28 protein-coding genes, 1 other RNA gene and 1 pseudogene are annotated in these 25408 nt (G+C 69.1%); 22 read left to right on the top strand and 8 right to left on the bottom strand.

The genetic code is table 11. From position 1 onward, the window contains the following. Window positions 1–39 precede the first annotated feature (39 nt). The 6 genes from ribD (at window position 40) to HNQ05_RS07840 (ending at window position 5033) form a co-directional block, all read left to right on the top strand. Window positions 40–1152, top strand: a complete 1113-nt coding sequence (ribD, locus tag HNQ05_RS07815; protein WP_147144982.1) for a bifunctional diaminohydroxyphosphoribosylaminopyrimidine deaminase/5-amino-6-(5-phosphoribosylamino)uracil reductase RibD — start codon at window positions 40–42, stop codon at window positions 1150–1152. Beyond that, window positions 1152–1742 (top strand): riboflavin synthase, encoded by a 591-nt coding sequence (locus HNQ05_RS07820; protein ID WP_147144878.1) that lies wholly within the window; start codon window positions 1152–1154, stop codon window positions 1740–1742. Before ribD ends, HNQ05_RS07820 begins: the two co-directional genes overlap by 1 nt. Beyond that, window positions 1739–2932 carry a bifunctional 3,4-dihydroxy-2-butanone-4-phosphate synthase/GTP cyclohydrolase II gene (locus HNQ05_RS07825; RefSeq protein WP_147144879.1) on the top strand — a complete coding sequence of 398 codons (1194 nt, stop codon included), beginning with the start codon at window positions 1739–1741 and terminating at the stop codon, window positions 2930–2932. The genes HNQ05_RS07820 and HNQ05_RS07825 overlap by 4 nt, the downstream gene beginning before the upstream one ends. An 84-nt stretch (window positions 2933–3016) precedes the next feature. Then, window positions 3017–3469, top strand: coding sequence for a 6,7-dimethyl-8-ribityllumazine synthase (gene ribH, locus HNQ05_RS07830; protein WP_147144881.1), 453 nt, complete (start codon window positions 3017–3019; stop codon window positions 3467–3469). Between the two features lie 16 nt (window positions 3470–3485). Beyond that, window positions 3486–3761, top strand: a complete 276-nt coding sequence (locus HNQ05_RS07835; protein ID WP_147144884.1) for a hypothetical protein — start codon at window positions 3486–3488, stop codon at window positions 3759–3761. 33 nt (window positions 3762–3794) lie between these two features. Further along, a complete protein-coding gene (locus tag HNQ05_RS07840) occupies window positions 3795–5033 on the top strand; it encodes an O-antigen ligase family protein (RefSeq protein ID WP_147144886.1) in 1239 nt (412 codons plus the stop codon). 269 nt (window positions 5034–5302) lie between these two features. Here HNQ05_RS07840 and HNQ05_RS12350 read toward each other — a convergent pair whose 3' ends face one another. Beyond that, the gene (locus HNQ05_RS12350; RefSeq protein ID WP_147144888.1) at window positions 5303–5662 is read right to left on the bottom strand and encodes a type II secretion system protein; all 360 of its coding nucleotides are present in this window, start codon (window positions 5660–5662) and stop codon (window positions 5303–5305) included. A 327-nt stretch (window positions 5663–5989) separates the two neighbouring features. Between HNQ05_RS12350 and HNQ05_RS07850 the strand changes: the two genes are divergently transcribed. Continuing rightward, the gene (locus HNQ05_RS07850) at window positions 5990–6853 is read left to right on the top strand and encodes a DMT family transporter (RefSeq protein ID WP_147144890.1); all 864 of its coding nucleotides are present in this window, start codon (window positions 5990–5992) and stop codon (window positions 6851–6853) included. On the opposite strand, the gene HNQ05_RS07855 is transcribed toward HNQ05_RS07850, so the two are convergent. The 3 genes from HNQ05_RS07855 to HNQ05_RS07865 are packed head-to-tail and all read right to left on the bottom strand — an operon-like array spanning window position 6825 to window position 8569. After that, window positions 6825–7355, bottom strand: a complete 531-nt coding sequence (locus HNQ05_RS07855) for an HNH endonuclease (protein ID WP_147144892.1) — start codon at window positions 7353–7355, stop codon at window positions 6825–6827. The genes HNQ05_RS07850 and HNQ05_RS07855 overlap by 29 nt on opposite strands. Window positions 7356–7367: 12 nt before the next feature. Then, window positions 7368–7601 carry a hypothetical protein gene (locus tag HNQ05_RS07860; protein WP_147144894.1) on the bottom strand — a complete coding sequence of 78 codons (234 nt, stop codon included), beginning with the start codon at window positions 7599–7601 and terminating at the stop codon, window positions 7368–7370. Window positions 7602–7606: 5 nt separating this feature from the next. Continuing rightward, window positions 7607–8569: an MBL fold metallo-hydrolase gene (locus HNQ05_RS07865; RefSeq protein WP_147144896.1), complete on the bottom strand. Its 963-nt coding sequence runs from the start codon at window positions 8567–8569 to the stop codon at window positions 7607–7609. 86 nt (window positions 8570–8655) lie between these two features. Here HNQ05_RS07865 and ssrA point away from each other — a divergent pair. Both ssrA and HNQ05_RS07875 read left to right on the top strand, forming a co-directional pair. Further along, window positions 8656–9007: a transfer-messenger RNA gene (gene ssrA, locus HNQ05_RS07870) on the top strand. Between the two features lie 77 nt (window positions 9008–9084). Beyond that, window positions 9085–10398 carry an APC family permease gene (locus HNQ05_RS07875; RefSeq protein ID WP_246104063.1) on the top strand — a complete coding sequence of 438 codons (1314 nt, stop codon included), beginning with the start codon at window positions 9085–9087 and terminating at the stop codon, window positions 10396–10398. A gap of 59 nt (window positions 10399–10457) precedes the next feature. Here the strand turns inward: HNQ05_RS07875 and HNQ05_RS07880 are convergent, their stop codons facing one another. Further along, the gene (locus tag HNQ05_RS07880; RefSeq protein ID WP_147144898.1) at window positions 10458–11612 is read right to left on the bottom strand and encodes a M24 family metallopeptidase; all 1155 of its coding nucleotides are present in this window, start codon (window positions 11610–11612) and stop codon (window positions 10458–10460) included. A 114-nt stretch (window positions 11613–11726) separates the two neighbouring features. Between HNQ05_RS07880 and HNQ05_RS07885 the strand changes: the two are divergent. From HNQ05_RS07885 to HNQ05_RS07920, 8 genes and pseudogenes are all read left to right on the top strand, one after another. Further along, window positions 11727–13596 (top strand): annotated as a pseudogene (locus tag HNQ05_RS07885) (peptide ABC transporter substrate-binding protein). Between the two features lie 80 nt (window positions 13597–13676). Next, the gene (locus HNQ05_RS07890; protein ID WP_147144900.1) at window positions 13677–14678 is read left to right on the top strand and encodes an ABC transporter permease; all 1002 of its coding nucleotides are present in this window, start codon (window positions 13677–13679) and stop codon (window positions 14676–14678) included. 9 nt (window positions 14679–14687) lie between these two features. Next, the gene (locus HNQ05_RS07895) at window positions 14688–16076 is read left to right on the top strand and encodes an ABC transporter permease (RefSeq protein ID WP_147144902.1); all 1389 of its coding nucleotides are present in this window, start codon (window positions 14688–14690) and stop codon (window positions 16074–16076) included. Window positions 16077–16149: 73 nt separating this feature from the next. Continuing rightward, the gene (gene rlmB, locus HNQ05_RS07900) at window positions 16150–16863 is read left to right on the top strand and encodes a 23S rRNA (guanosine(2251)-2'-O)-methyltransferase RlmB (RefSeq protein WP_147144905.1); all 714 of its coding nucleotides are present in this window, start codon (window positions 16150–16152) and stop codon (window positions 16861–16863) included. Window positions 16864–16872: 9 nt separating this feature from the next. After that, window positions 16873–17985, top strand: coding sequence for a M20 family metallopeptidase (locus tag HNQ05_RS07905; protein ID WP_147144907.1), 1113 nt, complete (start codon window positions 16873–16875; stop codon window positions 17983–17985). Further along, window positions 17972–18217: a putative signal transducing protein gene (locus HNQ05_RS07910; RefSeq protein ID WP_147144909.1), complete on the top strand. Its 246-nt coding sequence runs from the start codon at window positions 17972–17974 to the stop codon at window positions 18215–18217. The genes HNQ05_RS07905 and HNQ05_RS07910 overlap by 14 nt, the downstream gene beginning before the upstream one ends. Continuing rightward, window positions 18214–18456, top strand: a complete 243-nt coding sequence (locus HNQ05_RS07915) for a putative signal transducing protein (protein ID WP_147144910.1) — start codon at window positions 18214–18216, stop codon at window positions 18454–18456. The genes HNQ05_RS07910 and HNQ05_RS07915 overlap by 4 nt, the downstream gene beginning before the upstream one ends. After that, a complete protein-coding gene (locus HNQ05_RS07920) occupies window positions 18437–19357 on the top strand; it encodes an ROK family protein (RefSeq protein ID WP_147144912.1) in 921 nt (306 codons plus the stop codon). Before HNQ05_RS07915 ends, HNQ05_RS07920 begins: the two co-directional genes overlap by 20 nt. Here the strand turns inward: HNQ05_RS07920 and HNQ05_RS07925 are convergent. Then, a complete protein-coding gene (locus HNQ05_RS07925; protein WP_147144914.1) occupies window positions 19354–20154 on the bottom strand; it encodes a GNAT family N-acetyltransferase in 801 nt (266 codons plus the stop codon). The genes HNQ05_RS07920 and HNQ05_RS07925 overlap by 4 nt on opposite strands. A 65-nt stretch (window positions 20155–20219) precedes the next feature. Between HNQ05_RS07925 and HNQ05_RS07930 the strand changes: the two genes are divergently transcribed. Genes HNQ05_RS07930 through pfkA form a run of 4 tightly spaced genes read left to right on the top strand, consistent with a single transcriptional unit; the run spans window position 20220 to window position 23109 of the window. Beyond that, window positions 20220–20456, top strand: coding sequence for a DUF2905 domain-containing protein (locus tag HNQ05_RS07930; protein WP_147144916.1), 237 nt, complete (start codon window positions 20220–20222; stop codon window positions 20454–20456). 17 nt (window positions 20457–20473) lie between these two features. Next, complete coding sequence (locus HNQ05_RS07935; RefSeq protein WP_147144918.1) at window positions 20474–21334, top strand: DMT family transporter; 861 nt, start codon at window positions 20474–20476, stop codon at window positions 21332–21334. A 9-nt stretch (window positions 21335–21343) separates the two neighbouring features. After that, the gene (gene rsmI / locus HNQ05_RS07940) at window positions 21344–22144 is read left to right on the top strand and encodes a 16S rRNA (cytidine(1402)-2'-O)-methyltransferase (RefSeq protein ID WP_147144919.1); all 801 of its coding nucleotides are present in this window, start codon (window positions 21344–21346) and stop codon (window positions 22142–22144) included. Next, window positions 22141–23109, top strand: coding sequence for a 6-phosphofructokinase (gene pfkA / locus HNQ05_RS07945; protein WP_013458318.1), 969 nt, complete (start codon window positions 22141–22143; stop codon window positions 23107–23109). Before rsmI ends, pfkA begins: the two co-directional genes overlap by 4 nt. A 3-nt stretch (window positions 23110–23112) precedes the next feature. On the opposite strand, the gene HNQ05_RS07950 is transcribed toward pfkA, so the two are convergent. Both HNQ05_RS07950 and HNQ05_RS07955 read right to left on the bottom strand, forming a co-directional pair. After that, window positions 23113–23586 carry a hypothetical protein gene (locus HNQ05_RS07950; protein ID WP_147144921.1) on the bottom strand — a complete coding sequence of 158 codons (474 nt, stop codon included), beginning with the start codon at window positions 23584–23586 and terminating at the stop codon, window positions 23113–23115. Window positions 23587–23623: 37 nt separating this feature from the next. Continuing rightward, on the bottom strand, window positions 23624–24931 hold the full coding sequence (locus HNQ05_RS07955; RefSeq protein ID WP_147144923.1) for a M20/M25/M40 family metallo-hydrolase: 1308 nt from the start codon (window positions 24929–24931) through the stop codon (window positions 23624–23626). A gap of 31 nt (window positions 24932–24962) precedes the next feature. Here HNQ05_RS07955 and HNQ05_RS07960 point away from each other — a divergent pair, with 31 nt between their 5' ends. After that, on the top strand, window positions 24963–25349 hold the full coding sequence (locus HNQ05_RS07960; protein ID WP_147144925.1) for a hypothetical protein: 387 nt from the start codon (window positions 24963–24965) through the stop codon (window positions 25347–25349). The last annotated feature ends 59 nt before the right edge of the window (window positions 25350–25408 follow it).

Below are 25408 nucleotides of genomic sequence, written 5' to 3' on the forward strand. Positions count from 1 at the left end.
GTCGCAACCTTGAGCTTTAGCGACCTCGACCGCCGTTTCATGCAGCGGGCGCTGGCGCTGGCCGAGCGGGCGCGCGGCCACACGCACCCCAACCCCATCGTGGGCGCGGTGGTGGTGAAGGACGGCCGCATCGTGGGCGAGGGGTTTCACCCGCGCGCCGGCGAGCCCCACGCCGAGGTCTTCGCCCTGCGCCGGGCGGGAGCGGCAGCCCGAGGGGGGACGGTCTACGTCACACTCGAGCCCTGCGACCACCACGGCCGCACGCCGCCGTGCTCGCTGGCGCTGCTTGAGTCGGGGGTGGCGCGCGTCGTCTACGCCGCGTCCGACCCCGGCGAGAAGAGCGGCGGAGGCGCCGAGCGGCTGCGCCGCGGGGGCGTGCGGGTGGAGGCGGGCCTGTTGGAAGAAGAGGCCAGCGCCCAGAACCGCCCCTTCTTTCACGCGGCGCGCCACGGCCGACCCTTCGTGCTCTGGAAGGCGGCGCTCACCCTCGACGGCCGGGTGGCCGCGAGCGGCCGGGGCGGCGAGGCCGTTTCGAACGAGCTCAGCCGCCGCGTCGCCCACGGTTACCGCCAAGCTTGCGCGGCGGTCGCGGTGGGCGTGGGCACGGTGCTCGCTGACGACCCGGCGCTCACGGTGCGCGAGCCCGACTTTCGCGCTTTCCCCGCGATGATCGAGCCGCCCGAGTTGCGCGACCCGCTCAAGGTGGTCTTCGACGCCGGGGCGCGAACGCCGCCCGCGGCCCGGCTCTTTGCCCCGGGCCCGCGGGGCGAGCCGGCGAGGGTGCTGGTCTTTGTCGGCAAGGACGCCGACGCGGGCCGGGTGCGGGCACTCGAGGCCGCCGGCGCCGAGGTGGCCAGGCTGCCGGCGGGCGAGGGCGGCCTGAGCGTGGCGGCAGCACTCGATGAACTCTATAGGCGCGGCGTGGATTCGCTGCTCCTCGAAGGCGGGCCCCGGCTCGCGGGATCCTTCGTGCGGGCGGGGCGGGTGGACCGGGCGGCCTTCTTCGTGGCCCCGCGCCTGCTGGGCGAGGGGCGCGGATTGATCGAAGGTTTTACTTTCGGCTCCATGCCGAAGGCGGCGCGTTTTCTGCCCGAGCGCTCGGAGGTGCTGGAAGGCGACCTCTGGCTCGAGGGCCGTTTGGAGGTGGACTAGTGTTTACGGGAATCGTGGAAGAGGTGGGCCGGGTGGCGCGGGTGGAGCCCAAAGGCGGCAACCTGCGCGTCTGGATCGAGGCCGGGCGGGTGCTCGAGGGCACCAAGGTGGGCGACTCGATCGCCACCAGCGGCGCCTGCCTGACCGTGGTCGAGCTCTCGGAAAGCGGATTCGCGGTCGAGCTGGCCCAGGAGACGGTGAAGCGCACCGCGCCGCGCTGGCGTCCGGGGGCGCGGGTCAACCTGGAACGGGCCACCCGCGTGGGCGACCGGCTCGACGGCCACCTGGTCACCGGTCACGTGGACGGCGTGGGCCGGGTGACGCGCTTCGACCGCCGCCCCGGCGCCCACGACCTTTACGTAGAGGCTCCGCCCGATCTGGCCCGCTACGTCGCCCCCAAGGGCTCGATCACCATCGACGGCGTTTCGCTGACCGTGGTGGGCGTGCGGGATCGGGTCTTCTCGGTGACCCTGATCCCCCACACCCTGCAGGTGACCACCCTGGGCGAGCTTAGTGCGGGCGACGCCGTCAACCTGGAGATTGACCTGATTGCCCGCTACGTCGAACGGCTGCTGGAGGCGAGAACGTGATTCACCCCATCGAAGCGATCATCGAGGACCTGCAAAACGGCAAGCCCGTGATCATGGTGGACGACGAGGGGCGTGAGAACGAGGGCGACCTCATCTTCCCGGCCCAGTTCGCCACCAAGAGCCTGGTCAACTTCGCGGTCAAGGAGGCGCGGGGGCTGCTCTGCGTGGCCCTGACCCCCGAGCGGGCCCAGACGCTGGAGCTGCCGCCCATGGAAAAGCGCAACACCGACCCGCACGGCACCGCCTTCACCGTGAGCGTGGACGCCGCGAGCAGCACCACCGGCATCTCGGCGGCCGAGCGGGCGGCCACGATCCGGCTTTTGGCCAAGCCCGGCACGACTCCGGCCGACCTGCGCCGTCCCGGTCACGTCTTCCCGCTGGTGGCCCGCGAGGGCGGGGTGCTCAGGCGCGCCGGCCACACCGAGGCCACCGTCGACCTCCTGCGCCTGGCGGGTCTGGAGCCGGTCGGGGCGCTGATCGAGATCATGAAGGAAGACGGCGAGATGGCGCGGCTGCCCGAGCTGGAGGCCTTTGCCGAGCGCCACGGGCTCAAGATCGGCACGATCGAGAGCCTGATCCGCTACCGGCTCGAGCGCGGCGACGGCTTCGTGACCCGCGAGGCCGAGGCCATGCTGCCCACCGAGTTCGGCGAGTTTCGCATCATCGGTTACCGCAACCGGATCACCGGTGAAGAGCACGCAGCCCTGGTGATGGGCGAGCTCGCCCCCGAGGAACCCGTGCTGGTGCGGATGCACTCCGAGTGCCTGACCGGCGACGCTCTGCACAGCCTGCGCTGCGACTGCGGCTTCCAGCGCGACCTGGCCATGAAGCGCATCGCCGAGGAGGGGCGCGGGGTGCTCGTCTACCTGCGCCAGGAAGGGCGCGGCATCGGCCTGGTCAACAAGATCAAGGCCTACCACCTGCAGGACAGCGGCCTGGACACGGTCGAGGCCAACCTGGCGCTGGGCTTCCCGCCCGACCTGCGCGACTACGGCGTGGGGGCCCAGATCCTCTACGATCTGGGCGTGCGCAAGCTACGGCTCTTGACCAACAACCCCCGCAAGATCCGGGCGATGGGCGGCTACGGGCTCGAGGTGGTCGAGCGGGTGCCGCTCAGGAGCGGCGACAACGAGCACAACGCGCGCTACCTGAAGGTCAAGCAGGAAAAGCTGGGGCATTGGATGGATTAGGGGTTGGGATGTGGGATGTGGGAGGCAGAAACCCAATGCCTTGTGCGTGGTACGTAGTGCGTGGTGCGTGATGAAGGAGGAGAGATGAAGGAAATCAAGGGAAGCCTGAGCGCCAAAGGGGTCAAGCTGGTGCTGGTGACGAGCCGTTTCAACGAGTTCATCACCAAGCAGTTGCTCGAGGGCGCGGTGGACGCCTACGAGCGTTTGGGAGGCGATCCGGACGACCTGACCGTGGTCTGGGTTCCGGGGGCGCTCGAGGTACCGCTGGTGGCCAAGAAGTATGCGGAAAAGAACGACGTGGACGCGGTGGTGGCGCTGGGTTGCGTGATCCGTGGGGCCACCTACCACTTCGAGATCGTGGCGAACCAGTCGGCCAGCGGCCTGATGAAGGCCAGTCTCGATACCGGTAAGCCCATCATCAACGGCATCCTGACCACCGACACCATCGAGCAGGCCACCGAGCGTGCCGGCACCAAGGCGGGCAACAAGGGGGCCGATGCGGTGATGGCCGCGGTGGAGCTGGCGTCGCTGCCATAATGGACGAAATGGACGAATGACCTACCTCCGGTACCTGCCCCACCTCGCCTTCTTCTATCTGGTGTGGCGGGTCTGGGACTACCCTTACTTCATCTACACCGAGCCCCCTTTGTGGGTGGCCGCCGGCGGTCTCGCGGCGTTGCTCTATTGGGGGCGAAAGGTGCCCGCAGTGGGTTGGTTGTGGCGGGGTTGGGGGCTCCTCACCTGGAGCCTGGCGCCCGGAAACACGCTCGTCGCGAGCCTCTGGGAACTACCGATTCTCGCAGCTCTTGCTGTGGGCCGCTGGCGATGAGGGCTGGTTGCGTTCAACCTTTTCCTGCTCCTCGTGGGGCTCTTCACCACGCTTTCGCTTTTTCACTACGGCCTGGTCCAATACTTCTCAAGGTCGGCGCACTACCTTCTGGGAGAGCAAGCGCTGTGGCTCGTTCCGCTCGCCTTCTACTGGATGCTCACCAAGCCACGCTTTCGCTGGGCTGCCGGCCTGCTGGCCGTGCTGGCCGTCTATGCCGTGCTGATGTCGGGCGCGCGCGCGGCGTACCTGCCCCTGACCCTCCTCTTACCCGCGCTGGTGTTCTTCGCCGCCAGGGCAGGGACAAAACCCCTGAGGGCGCTCGGCTCCATCGCGCTCGTCTTCCTGCTCGTGGCCGGCATCGATGCAGCGGTGCCCGGGCACCCGGTGCAAACCGCTCACCTTTACAAAAGCGAAGTAACCCGCCGCGATGCGGGTAATCTGGACGAAGGAATAGGAAACATCGGCTCTCGCATCACCATGTGGAAACTAGCGGTGCACATGGTAACGTTGCGGCCGCTGGGCACCGGCAACGGCAGCTACGCCCAGGTCTTCGAAGGGTTCATGGACATGCCCGAGTTCGACGGGGTGTGGTCGCGCAGCCCGCACAACTACCTGCTCGAGACCTTGGCTACGGGGGGATGGCCGCGGTTCTTCCTGCTCCTCGTTCTGCTCTGGCCCATCGTTCGCGGTTTCTTCACGGACGACTGGACCTGGGCGCTGGCGGCGGCGGCTATGTGGACGACGCTGCTTTTCGACGTGACCGGCTTCATTCCCGGCTTCCTGATCCTGGCGTTTCTGACCCTTGGTCCGCTATTACCGGAAGCCAAACCGGCGCCTTCGTGGGTTTGGGGTTTGGGGCTGGCGGCGGGTGTCGCCCTCGCTACCTGGTGGTATCTACCCTGTACGGGGCTCGAGTGCGCCATCAAGCGCTACAAAGGGTTTCCCGGGCGCGTCGAGGACGTCTTGAAAGCTCACCCTGATCGAGCAAATAGCCTACTTACCAAAGCTGAGGAACTGTATCCCGAATCGCCGTGGCCGTTGCTGGTGCGCATCCGGAATGCTACGAGCGTTAGTGAAAAGAAGGAAGCCCCGGAACGTTTAGATCAAAAGTATCCTTACGCAAATGCCCATTATTTCCGAGCCCTTATTCGAATATATGCGGAGTCTGGTGATACAAAGACGGCACAAAACTGGCTACGTCTCGCTCGACTCCATTTCCTGCGAAGCCTTTTTGCCGACCCCCAGAAACCGCCGGAAAGCACAAAACCGTAATACAGATATATATTACTGTTTACTAACCAAAGTGCAGTTTATTTGTTTTAAGTTATTTAATATCTACAACTACGCTTTTTGCTTGCCGCAATGCAATTTTAAGTCACTCATGATATCTGCCAAGTAGGAGAAGATGCCTTCTAAAGGTCTTTTGTTCTTCTTTTGCGGCTCGTTCTAATTAGTCGCTTCATTGACCGCTTGACCGAATAGGAACACCCCCTGCACTAGACCAGCGCAGGGGGTGCGATGTACGATACCGAAGAAGGGGCTTACGGGTAGGTGTACGAATCTTCGTGACGGCCGGTCACGGAAACCGTGGGGTTGCCGCTGCCGTCATCCTCGACCGTGCAGGCGGTAATGATGTTGCCGGGATCGGGAACGCTGTAGCTACCCGCGGTGTAACCACCGGTGCAGTCATCGGTTTCAACAACTGAGTTGTCAGGATCTTCCGCCACGTAGGCGAAGGCAGCCTTGTACACGTTCTGGCCGTAGGCCGCAGCCGCACGCTTGTCGGCCTGGACGCGAGCCTGGAGCAGGTTGGGGATCAGCACGGCGGCCAGGATGCCGATGATCGCGATGACGATCAGCAGCTCGATCAGGGTGAAGCCTTTGGTCTTGTTCTTGCGCATTCTCTTCCCTCCTACGTTTCCCGCCGATGAGGTATTCATATGCGGCGGGGTCCTGCGGTAGTGCATCATAGAACCTTGAGCCTTGGGCCGATAAGAGAGGCTTGCCTGTGGTCGATCACGTCTGCCTCTAGAAACCAGATTAGCCTTCCCGCTGTGGCCGTGCTACCCCCATATGGGGGTAACGGCTTTGGGGGGTAGAGTCGAAGCAGGGTCGTGCAAAGAAAGTCGGCCGAAGATCGGGTAGAACACCGATCCCTAAACCAATGGACCAAGGTTTACGGGTCCGGGGCGATCCGACCTTTGCGGTTCGGTGCACAATGAATGGGTATGGGCTACGTCTACATGCTGCTCGCCGCGGCCAGCTGGGCGCTGATCGGCCCGGTTTCGCGCTTGGCGCTGGATTCCGGGATCGCCCCCGTGGAGGTGGCGTTTTGGCGGGCTTTGTTCGGTGGCGCGTTGTTCGCCGCGCATGCGCTGGCGCGCCGGTTGCCCCGCCCCCGGGGACGCGGCCTGGGAGGCGCCGTGCTCTTTGGGGTGCTGGGCGTGGCCTTGTTCTACCTGAGCTACCAGTACGCCGTGGCCTACGGGGGTGCGGCGCTGGCCGCGGTGCTGCTCTACACCGCTCCGGCGTGGGTGGTGCTGGGCAGCCGCGTTTTTCTGGGGCAGCCGATCCGGGCGTACGGCGCAGGTTTGGTGGGCCTGACCCTGCTGGGGGTGACGCTGCTCGCCTGGCCCCTGGACGGCTGGGCCTTCAACGCAGCCGGCGTGGCGTGGGGGTTGGTGTCGGGGCTGACCTACGCGGGGTACTACGTTTACGGCAAACTGCAGTTCGCGCGTTTCCACCCCGTGGCGCTGCTCGCCGTGGCGCTGCCGGTCGGGGCGCTGGTGCTGCTGCCCTGGGTCGAGTTTTCGCACAAGGACGCTGCGGTGTGGGCGGCGCTCATCGTCCTCTCGGTGGTCTCGACCTACCTTGCCTACCTCTTCTATGGGCTGGGGCTGCGGCGGCTCGAGGCCACGCGCGCGTCGCTCGTCGCCACCTTGGAGCCCGTGCTGGCGTCGTGGCTCGCTTTCGTCTGGTGGGGTGAGCGGTTTTCGCTTCTCGGCTACCTGGGAGCGGCGCTGGTGGTGCTGGCGGTCGCGGGCACCGCGTTGGAACCGTGGCTCAGTCGGCGTAGACCCGCGAAGCGGTGACCGGAAGGAACGGCACCCACTCCTCGGGAACCTCGCGCAGCTCGAAGGTGATCCAGGCCAGATAGCCGGGGGCCGAGGGTTTGCGGAGCAGGGGCATGCCGGCTTCCTCGGGGGTGCGGTCGCCCTTGCGGGTGTTGCAGGCGTGGCAGGCGGCCACCAGGTTCTCCCACGCGTCGCGGCCGCCGCGGCTGCGCGGAAGCACGTGATCGATGGTCAGGTGGTTCGAGCGCTTCCCGCAGTACTGGCAGGTGAATCCGTCGCGGCGCAGCACGTTGCGCCGGTTAAGAGCAAGCCGCCCCAGGGGGCGGCGGATCATGCGGCGCAGGCGGATCACCGAGGGGACCGGCACCCGACGGCTGGGGGTGCGCAAGAAGTGCTGGCTTAGGGTGACGGCGTCGGCGGTTTCGTTCTGCACGAGGATGACGCCGCGGCGTATCGTGGTCAACCCCAAGGGCTCGTAACCGGCGTTGAGCACCAGGATGCGCGGCGCGTTCAGGTTCATCTTGCGTCTATCTTAATCGTTTTCCGGGGGCTCCTGCCCGGCGGTGGGTTCGAAGCGCTTCAGGTACCACCAGCCCGCAAACAACAGCAACAGGTACGCCCCCGAAGCCCAGGGGGAGTGCGACACGAAGAGGTAGAGCGCCGGGACGGCCAGGAAGGCCACGGCCCAGCGCTGCCCGGCGAGCCAGCCGCGCACGGCCAGCATGAAGCTCAGGAGCATCAAGAGCCCGGCGAAGAAGGGGTCCATGGGCTTTAGCCTACCAACTCGAAGCGTACGGGGGTTTCCGGGAGCGCGCGGACCCGTCCCAGGCGCTCCAGGTGCACCAGGTGGGCCAGGGTTTCGGCCCAGGCGAAGCGGCGCTGGGCGGTGCTGAGGCCTTCCTGGGGGAAGAGCTCGAGCGAAAGCTCCCAGGCGGTCCTGGGGCCTTGTGCGAGCCGTTCGAGCAGGAACGCGAGGCGCTGTTCGTGATGGCGTTCGATCTCGCGGGTGCGGGCGGCCACGTCCTCGATTACCGGGCCGTAGTGCCCCACCAGGGCCCGTACGGGCTCGAGCTCCCGGATCTCTGCCAGCGAGTTCAGGAAATCGCCCAGCGGGTCGGGCCGGCTACCCACCCACTTGCCCACGTTGGGGGTGATGCGGTCCAGGATCGCGTCGCCGGCGATCAGCGTTCCGTCGTCGCGCAAGAGCACCAGGTGCCCGTCGGCGTGCCCCGGCGTCCAGTGGACGGTGAAGCGCTGGCCGGCCAACCGAACCTCCTCGCCGTCCCGGAGGGGGCGGGGGTTCAGGGGCGGGCGGATGCGCCGGCGCGTGGCTTCCATGACCTCGCGCAGGTCGGCGATGAAGGCTTCGGGCATCCCGTGTTCGCGGAAGTGGGCGGTCGACTGCTCGAGCCAGGGTTCGAAACGGCTCCACCAGGCGTGGTCGCGTTCGATGGCCACGTCGAGCATGTAGACCGGCACCCCCTGCGCTTCGAACCAGCCCGCCAGACCGTAGTGGTCGGGGTGATGATGGGTCAGGACGACCGCGTCCAGGTCGTCCGGGCGCGCGCCGTGGTCGGCCAGCCCCCGTTCGATGGCGCGGCGGGCGTCGGGGAGGTCCAGCGCGGTGTCCACCAGCACGAGCCCGTCGCCTTCGATCAAGACCAGGTTGACGAACTTCATGGGGTAGGGGATGGGTACCGGGATGGGGTGCAGGCCGTCCAGAGCGAGGTCCATGCCATCATTTTAGACCCGGTCAAAGCGTTGAGGCGGCGGCGAAAATGTGATAGAATCACAATGCGTAGGTTCGTTGCGGGTATCAAGGGGGCGATCCTGGGTTCGACGGGGGCCCTTGAAGGTGAGGCTGCGAGCCGAGGTGCCGGAGGCCTCGTAAAACACCGGCAACGCCAATAACTGGCAACGATAACTACGCTCTGGCGGCTTAACCCCGCCACGTCCCTGTCAAGCCCGGCCGGTGGCTCGGGCAGCGGACGACACTAAAGCCGGCTAGCCGAGGGCGAGGCTCCGTAACCCGAGGCGAAGCTCCACGGAGCTGGGTCCTGTCCGCCCGTCCGCGGGCCAAGGCAGGACCGAGAACCTGAAACGCGGACTACGCTCGTAGACGCCCACTGGATAGGCTCTCGGACGCGGGTTCGAGTCCCGCCGCCTCCACCAGATCGCCGGCCCGCCCCTCGGGGCGGGTTCTTCTTTTTGGGACCGGCGACCTGACGCCGCCCCTCTAGAATGCGGATATGAAACCGACCCGGGGGAACGCGATGGGGCTGTGGGAGGCCGTGGCCATGGCCGTGGGCACCATGATCGGCGCCAGCATCTTCACCATGCTGGGCCTGGGGGCCAAGATCGCCGGACCCAACCTGCCGCTCGTCTTCGTCCTCAGCGGCTTGCTCGCCCTCTTCGTGGCCTACTCCTACGCCCACCTGGGTAAACGTTACGTCTCCAACGCCGGTCCCATCGAGTTCATCGTCCGCGGCGTCGGCGATTCGGTGGTCACCGGAGCGCTGGCCATCCTCTTCTGGTTCAGCTTCGTCGTTTCCATCGCGCTCTTCGCCAAGGGCTTCGCGGGTTACTTTTTGCCCCTGGTGCATCTGCCCGTGGCCGGGCTGGCCCAGGGATGGGTCGAAGCCGGGGTGGTGGCCGCGTTCACCGCGCTCAACTTCTTCGGCTCCAAGGCCGTGGGCCGTGCCGAGTTCTGGATCGTGCTGATCAAGCTTTCGGTGCTGGGCGTCTTCGTGGTTCTGGGAATCTGGACCGTCCACCCCGAGTGGGTCACCCCGCGCTTCGACCCGGAACACCTGCGGGGCACGCTCTACGGCGCGGCCATCTTCTTTCTCTCCTACATGGGCTTTGGCCTCGTCACCAACGCCTCGGAGAACCTGGAGAACCCGGAGGTGAACGTACCGCGGGCCATCTACCTGAGCATCCTCATCGTCAGCGTCGTTTACATCTCGGTGGCCCTGGTGGCCGTGGGCAACGTGGCCCTACCTGAGCTGTTGAAGGCCGAGGAGTACGCGCTGGCCGAGGCGGCCAAGCCGTTTCTGGGCGCTTTCGGTTACGTGCTGGTCTCGCTGGGGGCCCTGTTCTCCATCAGCTCCGCGCTCAACGCCACCCTCTACGGCGGGGCCAACATCGCCTACGCGCTGGCGCGGCAGGGGGAGCTGCCGGCGGCCTTCGAGCGCAAGGTCTGGTTCAGCGCCACCGAAGGGCTGTACGCGACCGCGGTCCTGGGGTTGCTGTTCGCCCTCGCCTTCGACCTTTCGGGTATCGCCGGCATAACCAGCTCGGTGATGATCATGATCTACCTGTTCGTCTTCGTCGCCCACTATCGCCTGTTGCGGGCCGGCCAGGCCGACGGGCGGTCCTGGTTCGTGGTGCTTTCCTTTGTGGTGGTGGCTTCGGTTTTCCTGATGCTGCAGGTCTACCAGTGGAACCAGGGGCGCGCCGCCTTCTGGGCCACCTTCGCGGCCTTCGGGCTGGCGCTGGTGTTCGAGGCCGCCTACCGGGGGTTGACGCGCCGGGCCATTCGGAGGCGCGGTCCGGACGCTTAGGCTTCCGCCGCCTCCCCGGCCGGACCCGGCACGTCCCCGCGGCAACGGAGGTGGGGCGGTCAAAGCGTCTCGAGCGCCGTCTGCACCTCCGTCGTCACCTCGGGTCCGGTTTCGTGCAAAAAGACGTCGATCTCGCTGCGAAGGCCGAAGCGGCCCTCCAGGTAGACGCCGGGTTCCACCGTGAAGGCCAGCCCGGGAAGGAGCGGGCGGGTGTCGTGGCTCTCGAAGTCGTCCAGGTGGGTGCCGCTGCCGTGGGGCGCGGTCCGGCCCAGGTGGTGGCCGGTGCGGTGGAGGACGTACGCGCCGTAGCCGCGTGACTCCAGCACTTCTCTGGCGGCCCGGTCGGCCTCCCAGCCGGCGGGCCTGCGGCCGGCGGCGAAGGCCTCGCGGATCAGCGCCACCGCGCGGTCGCGCGCGGCCGCGACCGCCTCCCAGGCCTCGCGGACCTCCGGCGCGACCCGCCAGCCGGCCATCCAGGTGATGTCGGCGTAGACCCCTTCGGGTTCGCGCGCCCAGAGGTCGAGGAGGACGACGTCGCCGGGCTGCAGCACGGCCTCGCTTCCGGGCTGTGGGGCGTAGTGGGGGCGGGCGGCGTTCGCGCCGAAGGCCACGATGGGCGGGTGGTCGTAGGTCACGCCGCGTTCAGCGAAGACGTTCAGCATGACCCGCTGCACCTCCAGCTCGCGCGGCGGGTCGTCCGGCAACCGTGAGCGCAGGAACGCCAAAGCGGCGTCGCGGGCCGCGTGCAGCACGGCGGCGGCGCGGCGGTGGGCGGCCAGGTCGGCCGCCGTCCAGGTCTGCAGGTGCAGCAGCGGCCGCGCCGCGCTCACGACCTCCACCCCCAGGGCCCGCACCCGCTCGACGAAGCCGGCGTCGACGCGGGAGAGGTAGGGGATGCGCGCACCGGGCTGGTAGTCGAGGGCGGCGCGGGTTACCCCCTCGAGCAGGCGCTCGAGCCCGCGGTCGAACTCCTGCCAGCGGGCGTAGGGGAGGCGCGCTCCCGGCAGGTGGTCGAAGCGCTCGAGCTCGAGGCGGTGGGCGAGCAGCCGCGGCTCCCCCGTGGCCGGGACCAGGTAGGCGAAGCGCCGGGTCAGGTGCTCTCCGGTCAGCTCCAGGGCCTCCAGCGCCAGCGGGTTCGAAGCGCCAAAGCTGTAGAAGAGCCAGGCGGGCAGCCCCGCCGCGGCGAGGGCCTGACGTAGAATCTGCGTGTCCATGAAACCAGCATAGGCCGAAGCGTTCTTTATTGCGTTTCCAGCGGCGCTCCGTATAATAAAAGCGGTGAAACCATCGCCATGGATACGGGGTCGAACCCCCCGGAAAGGAGGAGTATGAAGCGAATTCTTCTTACTCTAGGGCTTGTAGCTGCAGCGGGTCTGGCGTTCGCCGGGCCGAGGGACAACAGTCTGGTGGTCGGTGCTTCGCAGGAGCCGCGCGTGCTCGGCGACGCCTGGGCCTTCGTGAGCAGCGCCGCCATCGCCAGCGAGATCGAGAACTTCCTCTGGGCGGGGCTCGAGTACATCGACATCGACGGCAACGACCAGCCCTACCTAGCCACCGAGGTGCCCACCACCGAGAACGGGCGCGTCAAGGTGACCGACCTGGGCGAGGGCAAGAAGCGCATCGACATCCACTACACCCTGCGCGACGACATCTTCTGGTCCGACGGCGTTCCCATCACCTCGGCCGACGTGGCCTTCTTCTACGAAGTGGGCAAGTACCCCGGCGCTCCGGTGCAGGACCCCTCGTACTGGAACCGGGTGAAGCTTTCGGTGCAGGACGACCGCAACTTTACGGTCAGCTTCGAGCCCGCCTACTTCTACGACCTCGTGGGCTCGGCGATCGGCATCGCTCCCGCGCACGTCATGAAGGGCGAGTGGGAGAAGACCAAGGCCGAGATCGCCAAGCTCGACCCCGAGAAGGACGCGGCCAAGATCACCGAGCTCTTCCAGGGCTTCGTCTCCAAGTTCGCCACGCCCAACGCGCTCAACAAGGGCAGCATGGTCTACTCGGGCCCCTTCGTCCTCAAGAAGTGGGTGCCGGGCAGCAGCCTCGAGATGGTGCGCAACCCCAAGTTCTTCATCACCCCTCCGGGCGGCGCGGACAAGTACGTGCAGAAGGTCACCTACCGCTTCATCGGTGACACCAACGCCCTGCTCGTGGCCATCCTGGGCGGCGGCATCGACGCCACCTCCTCGGTCGCGCTCACCTTCGACCAGGCGCGCGCCCCAGCTGGTGCGCCGCGCCGAGGGCCGCTTCGACATCTGGGCGGTTCCGGGCGTGATCTGGGAACACGCCGAGGTCAACAAGTTCGGCAACGTTCAGGAAGTCAAGGACCTGATGCTCGAAAACCCCAAGACCCGTCAGGCGATCCTCTACGCCATGAACCGTCAGGGTCTGGTGGACGCCTTCTTCGACGGTCTGCAGCCGGTGGCCGACACCTGGGTCCACTTCGCCGACCCCAACGCCAACCCCAACGTCAAGAAGTACCCCTACGACCCCGAGAAGGCCAAGCAGCTGCTGGCCGAGCTGGGTTGGAAGGACCTCGACGGCGACGGCTACCTCGAGCGCAAGACCGACGACGGCCGCACCGTCAAGTTCGAGATCGAGTACGTGACCACCGCGGGCAACCGCATCCGCGAGCGTACCCAGGTCTTCTTCCAGAACGACCTCAAGAAGGTCGGCATCAAGGTCAAGATCAACAACGCCCCCTCCTCGGTCGTCTTCTCCAACGACTTCTTCTCCAAGGCCTACGACGGTAGCTGGAAGGGTCTCTTCGAGTTCGCCTGGCTCTTCGGCATCGTCGACGACGCCGGCGTCTTCACCTGCAAGGACTACATCACCGGCGAGACCTACGTGCCCACGCCCGAGAACAACTACTCCGGCGTGAACTTCGGCTGGTGCAACGAGGAGTTCGACCAGCTGCGCGCCAAGGCGATGATCGAGTTCGACGCCGCCAAGCGCAAGCAGTACTGGCAGAAGATGCAGGAGATCTGGGCCGAAGAGCTGCCCGCCCTGCCCTTCTACTGGCGCTCCAACCCGCTGGTGGTCAAGAAGGGCCTCGTCAACTTCGTCTCCAGCACCTACTTCGGCAGCTTCGGCTACCCCACCACCAACGCCTGGCTGATCGGCTGGGCCGAAAACGGGGCGCAGCAGGTCTTCGATCAGGCCAAGTACGGCATCAGCGCTTTGGAGCAGTAACCTTTGCATTCCATCGTGGCCGCGCCGACGGCGCGGCCACGAATTTCTGAAGCAAAACAAGGGAAGAGGAGAATCTTCACATGATCGCGTACACCCTCAGGCGTCTTCTGCAGATGATCCCGCTGCTCTTTTTTGTTTCCCTGGCCATCTACACCCTGGTGGCCCTGCAGCCCGGCGATCCGCTCGAAGGCCTGATCTTTCAGAACCCCCACCTGACCCAGGAGGACATCGCCAAGCTCAAGGCCGCCTACGGCCTCGACCAGCCGATCCACATCCGTTACTTCAAGTGGCTGGGGCGCGCGCTCCAGGGCGACCTAGGGCTTTCGCGCACCTACGCGCAGCCCGCGGCCCAGTTCATCTACGGCCGCATGCAGAACACCCTGCTGCTCACCGGCCTCTCGTTCTTGCTGGCGCTGGCGGTCGCCATACCCGTGGGCGTCTTCTCGGCGGTGCGGCAGTATTCCATCGCCGACTACGTGGTGACCTTCTTCTCGTTCGTCGGCTACTCCACCCCCGTCTTCTGGCTCGGCATCATGCTGATGCTGCTCTTCGCGGTCTGGCTGCCCGAGCGGCTGGGCCGTTTCGAGCCCATCTTTCCGGCGGGCGGGTTCGTCTCGCCGGGAATGAGCCCCGACACCGTGGGCTGGTGGGCCTACCTCAAGGACCGCGCCTGGTACCTGGTCCTGCCCGTCTTCACCCTCTCGGTGCTCTCGATGGCCGGCTGGACCCGGTTCACCCGCTCCTCGATGCTCGAGGTACTGCAGCAGGACTACATCCGCACCGCGCGCTCCAAGGGGCTCGCCGAGCGGGTCGTGATCTACAAGCACGCGCTGCGCAACGCCCTGATCCCGATCGTCACCCTCGTGGGCCTGGCCATCCCCGGCCTGTTCAGCGGCGCGGTGATCACCGAGACGATCTTCTCCTGGCCCGGCATGGGGCGCGCGCTCTTCGACTCGCTGCTCGAGAAGGATTACAACGTGGCCATGGCGGCACTCGTCTTCCTGGCCTTCCTGACGGCGCTGTTCAACCTTCTGGCGGACCTGGCGTACGCGGTGGTGGACCCCCGCATCCGCTACAACTAGGAGGCGACTGTGGCAAGCAACGTGAACGTGAAGCAGATCGAACGCGGGGAGTCCACCTGGCATTTGGCCTGGCGCCGTTTCCGCAAGCACCGGATGGCCCAGGTCTCGATGATCGTCATCGTGATCCTGGTCGCGGCCAGCCTGGCCGCGCCGCTGCTGGTCTCGCTGGGGTGGATCCCCGATCCCAACGAGCAGCCCTCGGGGGCCAACCTCAAGGCCTTCTACTTCCTTCCGCCCGGCTCCCCGGGGCACCTCCTCGGCACCGACGAACTGGGCCGCGACGTCTTCTCGCGCATCCTCTTCGGCGGCCGCATCTCGCTGCTGGTCGGTTTTTCGGTCGCGATCGTGAGCGTCATCATCGGCACCATCATCGGCGCGCTCGCGGGCTTCTTCTCGGGGCGCCCCTTCGACTTCTACGCCGGGCCCTTCTCCCGGCGGCTGCGCGAGATCGTGGCCGAGGGCAGCCTGGCCGCCTTCGGCCTGGCGCTGGCGCTCGGGTTCGCGGGGCTGGGTCTGCTGGTCTCGCTCGCGGCCGCGGGGCAGACCGGCGGCTTCTGGCTCGCCGCCCTGCTGGTCGCGCTGGGGGTGCTGGCGCTCAACCTCTTCGGCGTCTTCGGGGCCCACCTGAGCCGCATGACCTGGACGGTGCTGAGCTGGGGCCTCCTGGGCGGCACGGCCTGGCTGATCTGGGACATCACCCGTACCCTGGCGTTGCCCGCGATCGGCGAGGGCGGCCTCAACGGCGCGCTTTCGACCGCCGGCCTGGTGATCGGCAGCGCCGCCGCGCTGGTGCTGGTGGTCTGGGGCCTGGTCGGTCAGCTCAAGCTGGACCTGGACATCGTGATCAGCCGGCTGATCGACTTCATGCTTTCGATCCCCACGCTGCCGCTCTTGCTGGTGCTCTCCGCCTTCCTGAACGACTCGCGCTCGCCGCTGGGGCGGCTGGCGCAGGGGGTGTTCGGGGAGTCGGCCTCGGTCTTCATCATCATCAGCATCCTGATCATCTTCGGCTGGATCACCTCGGCCCGCCTGGTGCGCGGCCAGATCCTGAGCTTGCGCGAACAGGAGTTCTCGATGGCCGCCTACGCCCTGGGCGCGAGCGAGCCGCGCATCATGTTCCGCCACCTGGTGCCCAACACCCTGGCCCCGATCATCGTCGACGCCACCCTGGCCGTGGGTACGGCCATCCTGGTGGAGGCGGCGCTCTCCTTCCTCGGTTTCGGCATCCAGCCGCCGGTGCCCACCTGGGGCAACATGCTCACCGGGGCGCAGGACTTCATCTTCTACGCCCCCCACTTGGCCATCTACCCGGGCTTGATGATCCTGATCACGGTGCTGGCCTTCAACTACATGGGCGACGGCCTGCGCGACGCGCTCGACCCGCGGAGCCAGCTCTGAGGTGATCTGCGGCCCGTGGACGGGAGTTTCCCGTCCGCGGGCCTTTCTGCCGGCGCCGCCGTATGCTGGGGGCATGTGGATCTACGGTCGCAATCCGGTGCTCGAGGCCGCGCGCGAAGGCGGGGTGCGCCGGGTGCTGGTGGCCCGCGGCGTCGAGCGCAAATTTCTGAAGAAGCTCGAGGCCGCCGGGATTTCCTACGAGCTGGTGCCGCGCATCGAGCTGGACCAGCTCGTGCGCACGACCCACCACCAGGGCATCGTGGCCGAGATCGAGGAGATCCGGCTCGCGGGGCCCGACGCCCCCCTGCGCCTGGCCCGCGAGCGCGGTGAGCTGCCGCTGCTGGTGCTGCTCGACGGCATCACCGATCCGCGCAACTACGGCGCGATCCTGCGCAGCGCCGAGGCGCTGGGGGCGCACGGGGTGGTGAGCGAGACGCGGCGCAGCGCCCCCCTCTCGCCGGTGGCCGTCAAGGCCTCGGCGGGCGCGGCGCGGCACCTGCCGGTGGTGCAGGTGCCCAACCTACCGCGCTACATCGAGGAGCTCAAGGAGGCGGGCGTCTGGGTCTACGGCCTCGCCGGCGAAGGCGAGGTGGCGCTCGAGGCGGCCGACTACGACCGGCCGCTGGCCTGGGTGATCGGCTCGGAGGGCTCGGGCCTGCGCCGGTTGGTGCGCGACCGCTGCGACCAGCTGGTGCACATCGCCCTGCGCGGGCGTACCCCCAGCCTGAACGCCGCGGTGGCCGCGGGGATCGCCGTCCACTGGGCCCTGGCGGCCCGGCGCGGGTAGGATGAAGGTATGAACGTCGTCAAGACCGCTTCGCGGCTCATCCGCGCCGAAAGCCCTTCGGGCGGCGAGGCCCCGGCCGCGCGGGTGCTGATGGAAGAGGCCGAGGCCCTGGGCTTCCGGCCCCGGCTCGACGACGCCGGTAACGTCGAGTTCACCCTCGGTGAGGGCCCCTTCGAGGTGCTGCTCACCGGCCACATGGACGTGGTGCCGGCGGGCGAGGCGGACGCCTGGCCCCACCCGCCCTACGGGGGCGAGGTGGTGGAGGGCGAGTTGTGGGGCCGCGGGGCGGTGGACATGAAGGGGGCGCTCGCGGCCATGCTGGGGGCGATGGCCGACCTGGCGGCGGATCCGCCGCCAGGGCGGGTGCGCTACCTAGCCGTGGTGCAGGAGGAGGTGGGCGGCCTCGGCAGCCGCTTCGCCGCCGAGCGGCTCCGCGCCGACGCGGCGATCCTGGGGGAGCCCTCGAACAACCGCCTGATGCGCGGACACCGTGGCCGCATCGAGGTCTGGGCCGACTACGAGGGGCGGCTGGCGCACGCCGCCCGGCCCGAGCTGGGCCACAACCCGCTGCCCGACCTGGGGCGTTTCCTGGCCGCGCTCGAGGCCTTCGAGACCGCCGAGCACCCCGAGCTGGGCCCCGCCAGCTGCACCCCCACCTACGTGGAAAGCCGGCCCCGGGCCACCAACGTGGTGCCGGGCCTGGCGCAGGTCTGCGTGGACTACCGCTTCGTGCCCGGCGAGGACCCGGAGGCGATCCTCGAGCGGATGCGGCTGATCGCGGGCGACGCCTCCGTCTACGTGCCCGAGGCCGAGCGCGCCAGCGGCGAGGTGACGATGCGCTACCCCATGGTCTTCCCGCCGCACCTGGTGCCGGCGGACCACCCGCTTTTGCAGGCGGCGCTGGCGGAGCTGAAGCAGCCCGAGGCGGGCATCTGGTGGTTCACCACCGACGCGCCCTACCTGGCCGCGAGCGGAGCGGTGGTGCTGGGGCTGGGCCCCGGCGACCCCGAACTGGCCCACACCACCCGCGAGCGCGTGCCCGCGTCCGAGCTGGAGCGCGCCCGGACGCTGTACGTGCGCCTCGTGCGCCGGCTCCTGGAGGTGCTGCATGGAAAAGCCTAGGACCAAGCGGATCGGGGGGCGGGTCTACGCCTTCCTGCTCTACGGCGAGCGCCCCATCGTCGACGGCTTCGCCGCCGAGCTGCGCCAGGCCGGCATTCCTGCCGAGATCGAGCGGCCGCCGGTGGAGCTCGAGGGGCTCTTGCCCACGATGAGCCCGACCTCGCTGTGGGTGCCCGAGGATCAGCTCGAGCACGCCCGCCGGCTGCTGCGCCTGGAGGACGGGGAAGCGTGAAGAAGCGCCACGCCGGCATCGACTACGTAATGCTGCTCGAGTGCGAGCCGGTGCTCGCCGAGCCGATGGTGCGGCGCCTGCGCGAGGCGGGCATCGCCGCGCGCGTCTTCGGCCCCTACGCCGACTTCGCCGGCATCCTTCCCGAAGCCACCGGCCCCGTGGGGGTCTGGGTGCCCGCAGCGGCCGAGGCCGAGGCACGCGCCCTGCTGGAGGACGCGGGTGGCGACGCTCGGGATTGACCTGGGAGGCACCAAGATCGCCCTGGGGGTGCTCGAGGGCGGGCGCCTGATCCAGCGCAGCCGCATCACGACCCCCCGGGAGGGCGCGGAGGCGGTGCTGCAGGCGATGATCGCGGCGGCCAGCGAGCTGCTGGCCGAGGCCGGGGTGCCGGTGGCGGCGGTGGGGGTGGGCACCCCGGGCCCCATCGACTACGCGCGCGGCGTCGTCGTCTTTGCGCCCAACATCGCACGGTTCCGCGACGTTCCCCTGCGCTCGCGGCTCGAGGAGGCGCTGGAGCGGCCGGTCGTCATCGAGAACGACGCCAACGCCGCGGCGCTGGCCGAGCACCACCTGGGCGCGGCCCGGGGGGCCGGGAGCTCGTTCTTCGTGACCGTCTCCACCGGCATCGGCAGCGGTCTGGTGGCGGACGGCCGCGTCTGGCGCGGCGCCTACGGACAGGCGGGCGAGTTCGGCCACCTTACCGTCCTCCCCGGCGGCCCGGTCTGCGGCTGCGGCAACCAGGGCTGCCTGGAGGCGGTGGCGAGCGGGCGGGCGCTGGCGCGCGACGCCGCCTACGCCTACGCCGAGTCGCTGGACACGCCCGCTTTGTTCGCGCGCTGGCGCGCCGGCGAGGCCAAGGCCGCGCGCATCGTCGAGGCCGCCGCGGACTACCTGGGCCAGGCGCTGGCCGGGGTCCAGAAGCTGTGGGATCCGGAGGTCGTCGTCATCGGCGGCGGGGTGGCCGTCGGCGGGGGCGAGGTCTGGCTCGAGCGCGTGCGGCGAGCCTTCGAGCGCCACGCGGCGGGGTGGCGCACCGCGCCGCTCCTGCCCGCGCGTCTGGGCGAGGACGCGGGCGTGATCGGGGCGGCGCTGGCGGCGCGCCAGGGGATGCCGGGAGACGCCGAGCCGCCGCGCGGCTAACGCTCGCTGCGCTCGAGCTGGTAGAAGACCCGCGGCCCCCTGCGGGCCAGGTCCACCGCACGGTAGCCGTGGGCGAAGGCCCAGGTGAAGGCCTCGCGGGTGAAGAGCCGCCAGGTCTCGGCGAGGCCCAGGTCGCTGGCCTTGAGGGCGTCGAGGTCGGGCGGAACCTCCAGGTAGACGCGCGGGGCGCTGGGGGTGAGCAGGCGTTCGGGAACGAGGCCCAGCCCCTCTCCCCGGGTGAGCGCCAGGGGTTCGCCCTCGGGCTCGGGCGGGGGCGGGATGCGCTCGAGCCGCTCGCGCACCCGCGGGTCCTCGAGCTCCCAGCTGACGAGCAGCCGGTCCGCGGGGATGCCCGCGTAGAGGCCGGTGCGCAGGCCGTAGAAGTCGGGATAGTAACGGGCCGCCCAGGCGCCCAGCTTGCCCAGGTTGAAGCGCGCGTTCTTGGTGAGCAGCGGGTCGAAGGTCCAGGTGACCAGGTCGTAGCCACGCTCCAGCGCCCAACGGCGCTGGAAACGCTTGAGCGCAAGCGCCACCCCCTTGCCCTGCCAGTCGGGGCGCACGCCCATCTGGTGCGAGTGGTGCCAGACGCGTCCGCCCTCGAAGGCCGGGAAGCCCCAGACGAAGCCGACGGCTTCGCCTTCGGCCCAGGCCAGGGCGACGAGGCCGCCCGAGTGCTGGCTGGCCACCAGCGCCGAGTGCGGCGCGATCTCGCGCTCGCTGAAGTTCCAGGCGGCGATCTGCAGGTCCTCGGTCAACATCACCTCTTCGGTGCCGCTCGCCTCGCGCACTTCGATCATGAACCTACGTTACCCGCTCGACGGCGGGATTGGAAAGAACCCCTCCAGCACGCCATAATGAAGGCATGAGCGAGCTGGGCCGCTGGCTGGTGGCCGTGGGGCTGCTGATCGCCTTCGCCGGGTTGCTGCTTTGGTGGTGGCCGGCGCTCTTCGGCTGGTTCGGCCACCTTCCGGGCGACCTGCGCTTCGAGCGCGACGGCGTGCGCGTCTACGTGCCGCTGGTTTCGATGCTGCTCCTGAGCCTGGGGCTCACCCTGGGGCTCAACCTGGCGCTGTGGCTGCTCGCCGGCCTTTCGCGCTAGCGTGTACACTGGGCACCGTGAACGCCCACCTGCGCGGGCTTCTTGCGCTCACCTTCGTCACGCTGATCTGGGGCTCGACCTTCGTGGTGGTCAAGGGGGCGCTCGAGCAGTTTCCTCCCAGCCTGCTCATGCTGCTCCGCTTTCTGGTGGGCGCGGCCTTCTTCCTCCCCTTCTGGAAGCGGGCCCGCGGGGCCTGGGGTCCGGGCCTGGACCTGGCCTTCTGGGCCTTCCTGGGCTACGCCACCCAGACGATCGGCCTGCTCTACACCACCGCCGGGCGCAGCGCCTTCATCACCGCGCTGAGCGTGGTGCTGGTGCCCGTCTTCGCGGGGCTGCTGGGGCGGCGCGTCCCCGTCTGGGTCTGGCTCGGGGCCCTGGCCAGCTTCGTAGGGGTGGGCCTGCTCGCCTACGACGGCAGCCCCCCGAACGCAGGCGACTTCTGGACGCTCGCCACCGCCGTGACCTACGCGGTCTACATCCTGCGGCTGGAGCGCTTCACCCGGCTGCACGACGCCTTCGTGCTCAGCCTGACCCAGCTGGTGGGGCTCAGCCTCTTCGTGGGCGCCTGGGCCTGGGTGAGCGGGGACCTGGCGGCCTTCGCGGGCCTGGAGGTCCCCTGGGCCGCGGTGCTCTACCTGGGGGTGGCCGCCACCGCGCTCACCACCTGGCTGATGGCCGTGGGCCAGCGCAGCGTGAGCGCGCCCGAGGCGGCGGTCATCTACTCGATGGAGCCCGTCTGGGCGGCGACCTTCGCCTACTTCGTGCTCGGCGAGGTGCTGGGGCTCAGGGGCGTCGTCGGGGGGGCGCTGGTGGTGCTGGCCGTCGCCGTGGTGCAGTGGAGCGCCGCCGCGGCCGAGCGGGGACGCGGCGCCGGGTAGGATGGGACCATGCGCAAGCTGGTGCTCGTGCCCACGCCGATCGGCCACCTGGCCGACGTGACGCTGCGGGCGCTCGAGGTGCTGAAGGAGGCCGAGGTGGTGGCCTGCGAGGACACCCGACGCACGGCCAAGCTGCTGCGGCACTACGGCATCGCCACGCCGCTGGTGCGGATCGACCAGCACACGCAGGACCGCGCCGAGCGGCTGCTCGAGGAGCACGCCTACGTGGCCTACGCCTCCGACGCCGGCACCCCGGGCATCAGCGACCCCGGCGCCGAGCTGGTGGTGCTGGCGCTGGCGAAGGGCTTTCGCGTCGAGGTGCTGCCGGGGCCCACGGCCTTCGTGCCCGCGCTCGTGGCCTCGGGCCTGCCCACGGCGCGCTTCGTCTTCGAGGGCTTCCTGCCCACGGGCAGGGCGCGCAAGAAGCGCCTGGAAGCCCTTGCGAAGGAAGAGCGCACCGTGGTGCTCTACGAGGCGCCGCACCGGCTGGGGCGCACACTCGCCGACCTGCTGGCGATCTACGGACCCGAGCATCCGGTGGCGCTGGCGCGGGAGCTATCGAAGAAGCACGAGGAGATCTGGCGCGGTTCTTTGGCCGGGGCGGCCGAGCGTTTCGCTTCGCCCCGGGGCGAGTTCGTGATCGTGCTGGGGCCGCGCGCGCTGCCCGAAAAGCGTCCCGACGCCGCGGCGCTGGCGGCGGAGCTGGCCGCGGAGGGGCTGGCCGGCCGGGCGCTGGCGGAGGCGCTCGAGGCCCGCGGCGTGCCGCGCAACGAGGCCCGCAGGTGGGCCTACCGAAAGGAGAAGGCATGAAGCGGATCGGTGTGATGACCAGTGGAGGCGACGCCCCCGGCATGAACGCCGCCCTGCGGGCGGTGGTGCGCTGGGCGGCGGCGAACGAGGTCGAGGTGGTGGGCATCCGCCGCGGCTACGCGGGGATGATCGAGGGCGAGTTCGTTCCGCTGGCGCCGCGGGACGTGGCCAACATCATCCAGCGCGGCGGCACGATCCTGCGCACCGCGCGCAGCAAGGCGTTCCTCGAGCCCGAAGGCCGGGCCGAAGCGGCGCGCCGGCTGGCCGAGGCGAAGATCGACGGTCTGGTCGCTATCGGCGGCGACGGCACCTTCCGCGGCGCCATCAAGATGACCCAGGAGCACCGCATCCCCATCGTGGGGGTGCCGGGAACGATCGACAACGACCTCTACGGAACCGACTTCACCATCGGCTTCGACACCGCGGTCAACACCGCCCTGGACGCCATCGACCGCATCCGCGACACCGCCGCCAGCCACGAGCGCGTCTTCTTCATCGAGGTGATGGGGCGGCACGCCGGCTTCATCGCCCTCGACGTGGGGCTCGCCGGTGGGGCCGAGGTGATCGCGCTGCCCGAGATCCCCACCGGCCCCGAGGAGATCGCCGAGCAGATCCGGCTCTCCGAGGCCAAGGGCAAGCACTCCTCGATCATCGTCGTGGCCGAGGGGGCCTACCCGGGCGGCGCCGACACGCTGATGAAGGCCGCGCAGCAGATCCACCCCTTCGAGGGGCGCGTGACCGTGCTGGGCCACATCCAGCGCGGGGGTTCGCCCACCGCGCGCGACCGGGTGCTGGCCAGCCGCCTGGGGGCGGCGGCCGCCGAGACGCTGGTCTCGGGCAGCAGCGGGGTCATGCTCGGGGAGGTCGAGGGCGAGATCGCGCTCACGCCGCTGGCCGAGGCGGTGGAGCGGCGCAAGCCGATCGACCGCAGCGTCTACGACCTGGCGACGGTGCTGGCCGAGTAACGGCTAGCGCGTGGGTTCGGGGCCGAAGAAGACCTTGCGCGCGGCGGGGTGCTGCCAGACCAGGGCGAAGAGCTTGGGGGCGAAGGGGCTCGAGGCCACGGCGTCCTGGATGATGGGCGGGGCCGAGAGCGCCGGGTACCGGATCGCGCCGGTGGCCGGACTGTACTCCGAGGGCAGCCCCACCCAGAGCACCAGCGCCAGGAAGACGCCCCAGACGAAGCCCGCGAGGCCGCCCAGGACGGGGTCGAGCTTGAAGGGGAAGCTAACCGGGAGCAGACCGCTCACGAAGGCGGCGGCCAGCCCGCTGCCGAGGCCGAGCAGCAGCAGCCAGGAGGGGCCGGGCACGTAGTCGAGGCCCAGCCAGTAGAGCGCCGCGGCGATCGGCAGGGCCAGCAGGAAGCCGCCCCCGCGCCGCACGCCCATCGCGGTGGCCAGCGCGGCGGTGGTGATCGCCAGGACGTCGAGCCAGCTGAGCATTGGCCTCAGTATACGTCGCAGGCGCGCGAGCGCGGGTTCACCCGCGGCCGTAGCTGCGGAAGAAACGCCGCAGGGTCTGGACGCCGAACTCCAGCGCCTCCACCGGGATGCGTTCGTCGGCGGCGTGGATGAGGCGCGAGAAGTTCAGGTCGGAGGGCAGCTTCATGGGCGCGAAGCCGTAGGTCTGGATGCCCAGGCGCGCGAAGTGGCGGCCGTCGGTGACCCCGGAGAGCAGCAGCGGCACCGCCCGCGCTCCGGGGTCGGCTTCCTCCAGGGTGCGCTTGAGCAGGGGGAAGAGGCTCCAGTCCACCTCCCCGGGGCCCGGGTCGTGGCGCACCACCCGGGCCTCGAAGGGGACCGGGATGATCTGCTCGAGCTCGGCGACGAGGTCATCGGGGGAGAAGCCGGGCAGCAGCCGCCCGTCGAGCTGGAGGCGCACCTCGGAGGGCACCACGTTGATCTTGTCGCCGCCGGTGACGATGGTGGCGTTGACGGTGTTGTGGAAGAGCGGCTGGAAGAGCCGCCCCCCCTCGCCCAGCGCTTCGAGGACGCGGTCGGTGAGCGCGGGTTTGAGCGCCGCCAGCACCCCGGCGCGCGCCGCGCCGCTGAGCCCGGCGGCGATCTCGCGGAACATGCGTTCGGCGACGGGCGTGACGTGGACGGGCGTGAGCTTCTTGTCGAGGGCCACCAGCGCCTGGCCCAGCCTGGCCATGGCCCCGCCCTTGTGGATGAGCGAGCCGTGGCCGGCGGGCCCGGTGAAGGTGAGCTCGATCCAGCTGATCTGCTTTTCGGCCACCATGACCGGGTAGAAGCGGCGGCCGGCGATCTCGAGGCTGAAGCCGCCGAACTCGCCCAGGGCGTGGCGTACGCCCTCGAACCGCTCGGGGTGGTGGTCCGCCAGCCAGGAGGCGCCGTAGTCGCCCCCGGCCTCCTCGTCGCTCACCAGTGCCAGCACCACGTCGCCGGCGAGCTCACCGGCCGCGTGCGCCTCCACCAGCGAGGCCAGGTACATGGCCACCGCCCCCTTCATGTCGAGCGCGCCCCGTCCCCAAACGAAACCGTCCTTGACCACGCCCTCGAACGGGGGCACGCTCCAGTCCTGCCCTTCGGTGGTCACCACGTCGAGGTGGCCGTAGACGAGGAGCGGCGGCGCCTGGCCGCGACCGCGAAGGCGCGCGATCAGGTTGGGCCGCTCGGGGTCGCGGGCGAGCAGCTCGGAGGGGACCCCCCGCTCTTCGAGCCAGCCCTGCACCCAGCGCATGGCTTCGGCCTCGCGGCCGGGAGGGTTGGTGGTGTCGAATTGGATCAGACGCTGCAAGAGCTGGACGACGTTCGTACCTTCCATTCGCTTCTCCTTGGGTTTTACTATAAAGCCCATGCAGAGCCTGCAAGTCGAGGGCGCGCGGGTTTGGCTGCTCGACTCGGTGACCCAGGGCGGTCCCGAGCAGACCGGCGCGGTGGTGGTGACGGGGTCCCACGGCGGCCTCAGCGCCGCCCGCTACGCGGCCGCCTACCGGCCGGCGCTGGTCGTCTTCAACGACGCCGGCGTGGGCAAGAACGCGGCGGGGGTGGCGGGTTTGGCGTGGCTCGAGCGCGCGCGGGTCGCGGCTGTGGCGGTCAGCGCCGCCAGCGCGCGCATCGGCGAGGCGGCCGACACCTGGGCGAGCGGCGTGATCAGCCACGTCAACGCCCCGGCCGCGGCGCTGGGTTTCCGGGTGGGGGAGAGGTTGCAACGCGCGGTGGAGCGCTACCTGGCCGGGTAGCGGGTGATGCTTGGGGGAGCCGGGACGCGGTGGATGGGGTCAGGCATCCACGGGTTCGG

This window comes from Oceanithermus desulfurans (assembly GCF_014201675.1).
In the GTDB taxonomy this organism is placed as follows: domain Bacteria; phylum Deinococcota; class Deinococci; order Deinococcales; family Marinithermaceae; genus Oceanithermus; species Oceanithermus desulfurans.